The organism is Bacteroidota bacterium, from assembly GCA_013696965.1.
In the GTDB taxonomy this organism is placed as follows: domain Bacteria; phylum Bacteroidota; class Bacteroidia; order JACCXN01; family JACCXN01; genus JACCXN01.
This window is the reverse complement of record JACCXN010000069.1, coordinates 1-5,275: the sequence shown is the minus strand read 5'-3', so window position 1 is coordinate 5,275 and position 5,275 is coordinate 1. Positions and strand designations below refer to the sequence as shown.

Sequence of the window (5,275 nt, the reverse complement as noted above, 5' to 3'; positions counted from 1 at the left end):
GTACCAGCATGTATATTAGGCTTTTGAATCTGATACAAAATACAAAAAAGGGAGTAGATAAACTTGCGTTTCTACTCCCTTTTATTAACATTTAATTCTTAAAAAGACTTTTTCAGTGGCCTCCATTTTTATAGTGGGCTTTTTATAAAAATTACTTTTATCATTTTCCACATAATAGAAGCCTCTCTTTATATAAAGAATTATTTGCCTCAATTAATGAGGGGCTCATGTAAAGAATAACTTTTTCAGTTTTTAATTTAACAGCTCTTAAATGGCAGAACCTATAAAAACTTACCAATGCCCAAGCCACAATAATTCCATGAGATTTCCGGAAAACATCATGTGTCTATGTAAGCTTTTATAACCATTGACTCTTATTATTCTCCTGATTTACTAATGTGTCAAAGGAAGTGTGAAAATCATTGAAGTGCCTTTTCCTTGCTCACTTTCCACCCAAATTTTACCGCTATTTTTTTCAACAAAGCCCTTTACTATTAACAACCCTATTCCGGCACCTTCTTTTTCTTGTCTACTTGCCGAGAGGGAATCAACCTGTGGTGTGAAAAGTTTTTCCTGCGCTTCTTTTGACATGCCATGGCCCGTGTCAATTATCCTGATGACAGATTCATTGTTTCTTGTTTCGGATGTTGCAGTAATTTTACCTCCCTCGGGAGTAAATTTAATCGCATTTGAAATTAAATTTTGAAGAATAGAGTGTAACATTTTTCCATCAGCCCAAACAAAAACATTTTCAATGATTTTATTTTGCAGGCTGATTCCTTTTCCGAGGGCATTTTCACTAAGCATATCAAAAACATCTTTCACCACCATGCAAATTTGAATTTTTTCGGGAGAAAATATTTCAGATGCAAATTTTATTCTTGCCCATTCCACTAAATTGTTCAGCATATCTGACAAGCGTTTCGATGATTTATGAATCAAAATGAGCATTTGTTGTAAATCAGCCCTGTTCATATTATCGAAATTTGCCTTTAGCAGTTCAGAGGTTCCGATAATGGAGTTTAAGGGGCTTCTTAAATCATGCGAAAGTACAGAAAGTGTCTTCTCCTTATGTAAGTTAAGTTCTTCCAGGTGTATGTTTGCTTCTTTAAGGTTGTCTTGTGTTTTTTCTATTTGCCCTAGCATTTTATTAATCGCCCTCGACAAAACCGCTATCTCGTCCTTCCCTTCAAATAAAATCATACTGGAATAATCGCCAGTTTCTGTTATTTCCTTGGTTTTTTTTACTAGTGATAACAAGCGATTTGATAACAAGCGTTGGAGAAATACTGAAATTAACAGGGCAACAATTAGTCCGGTAAATAAAACGAAGGCAGCAACTTTTATATAGTTATAAATAATATTATTAAGATCGGCCATTTTTGATTTTAAAATTACTGAACCAAGGAACTCTTTTTCATGGAAAATTTTATACCTCACAATAAATTCATTGCCGATAAGCCTTTTTGCTGTAATGTCTTTTTTATCAAGATTTGAAAAAGAAAAATCTTCTTCGCCCTCTTTGGAATATTTGGCAAATTCTTTTCCTGTCTTATCAAGTATAATTGCGTTCAGAATGGAAGGGTTGCTTTTTAATTCCTCAAGAATTTGATTTGCAGCAGAATTGTCATCAAAAAGAAGTGTAGGGGCTGCATTAACACCCACAATTTCAGCAAGTGAATATTTGTTTTTTATTTCAGCTTCCTTAAATGTATTTATGGTGATAATGACAAAAATTACAGAACAAATCAGCACAGCTATAAATGCAGTTGCCAACTGAATTACAATCAGCTTGTTTCTTATAGATATGTTTTTAAACGCTTCCATTTTATTCAACTATTCGGGCCAATTTCAACAATTGGGAACTGGCAGTTAAACCTGCTGATCTTATTGCTTTTGTATTTGCCTCAAATTTCACTTTATCATTGTCTATAACAAAATTAATTGCTGTCCCTTGTTCTGCAAATCCTCTTTTTTCACTTACAATTAGTGTTCCATTAAAATTTGCCCTTGCAAGGATAGTTTTAAGTGGAAATGTGGTATCGCGCGAAATAAAAAGTATGTGGCAAAAAATTATTTCTTCCGGGTTGTCGAAATTCTGGATAATTATTTTTTTACCATTTACAGTTTTTGTGCGGGCAATTTGGGCAAGGGGTTCATTAATTTGTGAGTTTCCAATTATACCTATAATAAATTCCTCTTCCGCAATAAAACCACTCCACTCAATATACATGGTGAAATTATAAATAAAGGCTGCTTTTAAATTGTATTCTTCCGCTTCCGATTGAGGTTTAACAGCAAAGCCAGTGATCAAAATAAAAAGAAAAGAATTGAACAGGCATGAACAAAAGATTAACTGGCATACCTTGCGCATCTTAAATACATGAACAGCAGAACTGATATACCTCCCTATCTTTTTCATTAAAAAATCCTCAACAAAATTTTAAAGAACCCGTTTATTCCAAGTTGTTCATGCACTGTCCCATAGAAATTTCCATTTGCCGCCCTTATTCCGGGATCATAGTAAGTTTGATTAAAAAGGTTCTCTATGTTTAAACTTGCGCTTACACGATTATCAAATATTTTGTTTGTGGTGATTACAAGATTAGGAATGAAATACCCATTTACTTTATTAAGGGGATTGGTTTCAGCCACAGAACGGGCTCCCACCCAGTTTGCAATCAGGCTGATGTTTACAAGATCTGACAGTAACATTGAAATACCAATATTTGCCCTTGCCCTTGCAATGTTGGGTATTTCATTTTCCATGTTTCCATCATCTTGTTTCCCTTCCTGCAAAGTATAGTTCACGAATGCTGAAAATGAATTTGAAGGAATAATTTCAAACTTGGCTTCCAGCCCTCTAGTGGTGGCTGTGCCAATATTCAGGATCTGGCTCCTGCCACCTCCAATCGGCACATCCTGGACAATTATATCTTTAAGGTGGTTCTGGAACAAATTACCCTGAACCATTAAAATTTTTATAGGGTAATAAATAATATTCAGTTCATAGGTCTGAATTTTTTCAGGAATCAAGTCCGGATTGGCTATGCTCCCTCCCACCACAGTATATAGCTCAAAGTTGCTGGGCCCACGAAATGCAGATCCAGCCAGCACTTTGAAAGTAAGTTTTTCATTTGGCTGGTTGATAATTCCTGCCCTCGGATTAAGTGTGTTGCCGTAGATGCTGTTGTTGTCAATTCGCCATCCTGCTGTAAAGTTTGTTTTATTGAGTAAAGTTGTTTTCAAAATGTATTGCATAAATACCCCGATGTTATTCTGTATTGTGAATTCCCTGGGCTTAAATGTTGCATAAACATTGGTTACAGGTATATTTTGAATGGTATCAAACAAGGTATCAGGAACAAACCCTCTTACCCCACGTTCCAGGTTGTCCTGGAAGTAAAGGATACCTGCGGAAAATCTTTGTTGTTCCGTAATTGCAAAAGTGGCAGAAACATCAGCCCTGATGCGATTGGCAAAATATGTTAGGGGATTTCTGCTCAGGTATCCCGTCTCAGGCAAATTGCTATATATATATGAATTTTCCTCCGATCCTGTTTTTCTGTATTGCCCTTCAACTAGGAGGGTGATTTTTGAGTTGGGGGTAAACTGGCTTCTCAAGAAAGCGGTTCGTGCGAAACTTTCAAAAAGGGATGGCCTTTCTCCATTAAAAATGGCTTGCATTGTGCCACCATTTCCGGTATTTCCCATTCCTTGCGAAGGAAGTCCTATAAGCATAGTGGGCGAGGCGGTTATTGTTCCCCAGCCACTTGGAGTTTGATAAATACGTCCGCCCAAAGTTGTTTTAAATTTTTTAATAGTATGGGTAACATTTCCATTAAACGACCAGGCATTGTCAACATAGGAGTTGGAATAGCGGGGGTGCCTATTGGTAAAACGTGGGCCGTCTGTATTGTATAATGAAGCTGAAACAGCTAAATCTATGATTGCTCCTTCTGGCGGGCCTGATTTTGTTAACCCGAACATTACATTTTCAGTTTGGGTATTAAAACTACCATAACCCTTCTGATAATGGATTCCATTTATTTCTGCCCCTTTTTTGGTAATAATGTTAATCACAGCACTAAACGCATTGGCGCCATAAAGTGCCGAGCCAGGGCCCCACATTATTTCTATACGGTCAACATTAAACAGGCTATAAGCAGGCCCTGCCATTTCATAACCACCCATAATACTGTTCTCTACAATTCCATCAATCATCAATAGTACTCTTTTGTTTTCATCGCCATACATACCTCGGAAAGTAATAAAAGTTGGGGCCCGTCCGTAAGTATGTATTAAATCAACCCCTGGAAGATCGCGTAGCACATCGCTTAGTTGTTCATACCCTCTCTCGCTAATCTGACGCGAAGTAACCACGAGCATTGTAGCGGGGGCTTCAGTTATTTTTTGTTCAGAACCGGAAGCGGTAACAACTTCCATGTTCATTAATTCCTCAAGGGTGAGTTCAGATAGCTTGGATGCTGCCGGAACAGTATCTGTTTGTGCCTGTAAAAAGCAAGTTACCATGAAAAATAAAATGGGTAACAAAAAAATATCTGCTGCTATTTTTCGCATTGTCATTTGTTTTTGTTTAAATCAGAATATTATTACTGCTTAACCGGTATAAGCTTATTCTTTACCGGATTTTCTGTATCGCTTCATGAAATTTTAAGCTATCTTGAAGGTACAAAAAAAATTTGTCTGTTTTGAGGGGAAAGTTATTCAGTTTTTGATAGTTATCCTGCTCAAAGACATGATTCACTGAAGTCGGTGAGGGAACAGAAGCCGTAATCGTTCCACTTAATGATAAGGTTTCTGAGAAAGAATTATGTCGGAAGGGCCCTGGACAACAGATTGGAGGCTTTATGATAGCGAAAGTTACAACGCACCCAACATGAATTTCCAGAAAAAAAGGACTTGCACCTATGTCCTTTACTTTAATGTCACAAAATACTTCCTAAAGCTGAAACAACTCCTTTAATCTTTCTCGAAAGGGTTTGACATTATGTCGTGCACAAAAAAGGGAAAGCTGAAAAGCTTTCCCTTTTTTGATGCCAGTAGGTCTGTTATTCAGTGGAATAAGATGTAAAAATCGTTTATTTTCGGGGCTCCGTCTTTCCTTTTCTCAGTATTTCCTTCTCAATGTCTTTTACAGAATTTTTAAGCTGTGCAAAAGATTCTATGACAAAATAGTTTTCCTGAAGAATATCAGTCCGGAAATCCTGGGAAATGACTTTTTCTATATCAAATTTATGCTTTACCGAATTTG

3 protein-coding genes are annotated in these 5,275 nt (G+C 36.7%); all 3 read right to left on the bottom strand.

Features of this window, described 5'->3' with window-relative positions:
- Nucleotides 1–393: 393 nt before the first annotated feature.
- From H0V01_10755 to H0V01_10745, 3 genes are read right to left on the bottom strand one after another with little or no spacing between them, the layout of a single operon-like run.
- The gene (locus H0V01_10755; GenBank protein MBA2583849.1) at nt 394–1,827 is read right to left on the bottom strand and encodes a HAMP domain-containing protein; all 1,434 of its coding nucleotides are present in this window, start codon (nt 1,825–1,827) and stop codon (nt 394–396) included.
- Between the two features lies 1 nt (nt 1,828).
- Nucleotides 1,829–2,422: a YfiR family protein gene (locus tag H0V01_10750; GenBank protein ID MBA2583848.1), complete on the bottom strand. Its 594-nt coding sequence runs from the start codon at nt 2,420–2,422 to the stop codon at nt 1,829–1,831.
- Nucleotides 2,422–4,587: a TonB-dependent receptor gene (locus H0V01_10745; GenBank protein ID MBA2583847.1), complete on the bottom strand. Its 2,166-nt coding sequence runs from the start codon at nt 4,585–4,587 to the stop codon at nt 2,422–2,424. The genes H0V01_10750 and H0V01_10745 overlap by 1 nt, the downstream gene beginning before the upstream one ends.
- Nucleotides 4,588–5,275: the final 688 nt, after the last annotated feature.

What these genes read in the sequence shown, in the direction of transcription:
- H0V01_10755 (MBA2583849.1), bottom strand. Translation starts at nt 1,827, where the DNA reads ATGGAAGCGTTTAAAAACATATCTATAAGAAACAAGCTGATTGTAATT.
- H0V01_10745 (MBA2583847.1), bottom strand. Translation starts at nt 4,587, where the DNA reads ATGACAATGCGAAAAATAGCAGCAGATATTTTTTTGTTACCCATTTTA.
- H0V01_10750 (MBA2583848.1), bottom strand. Translation starts at nt 2,422, where the DNA reads ATGAAAAAGATAGGGAGGTATATCAGTTCTGCTGTTCATGTATTTAAG.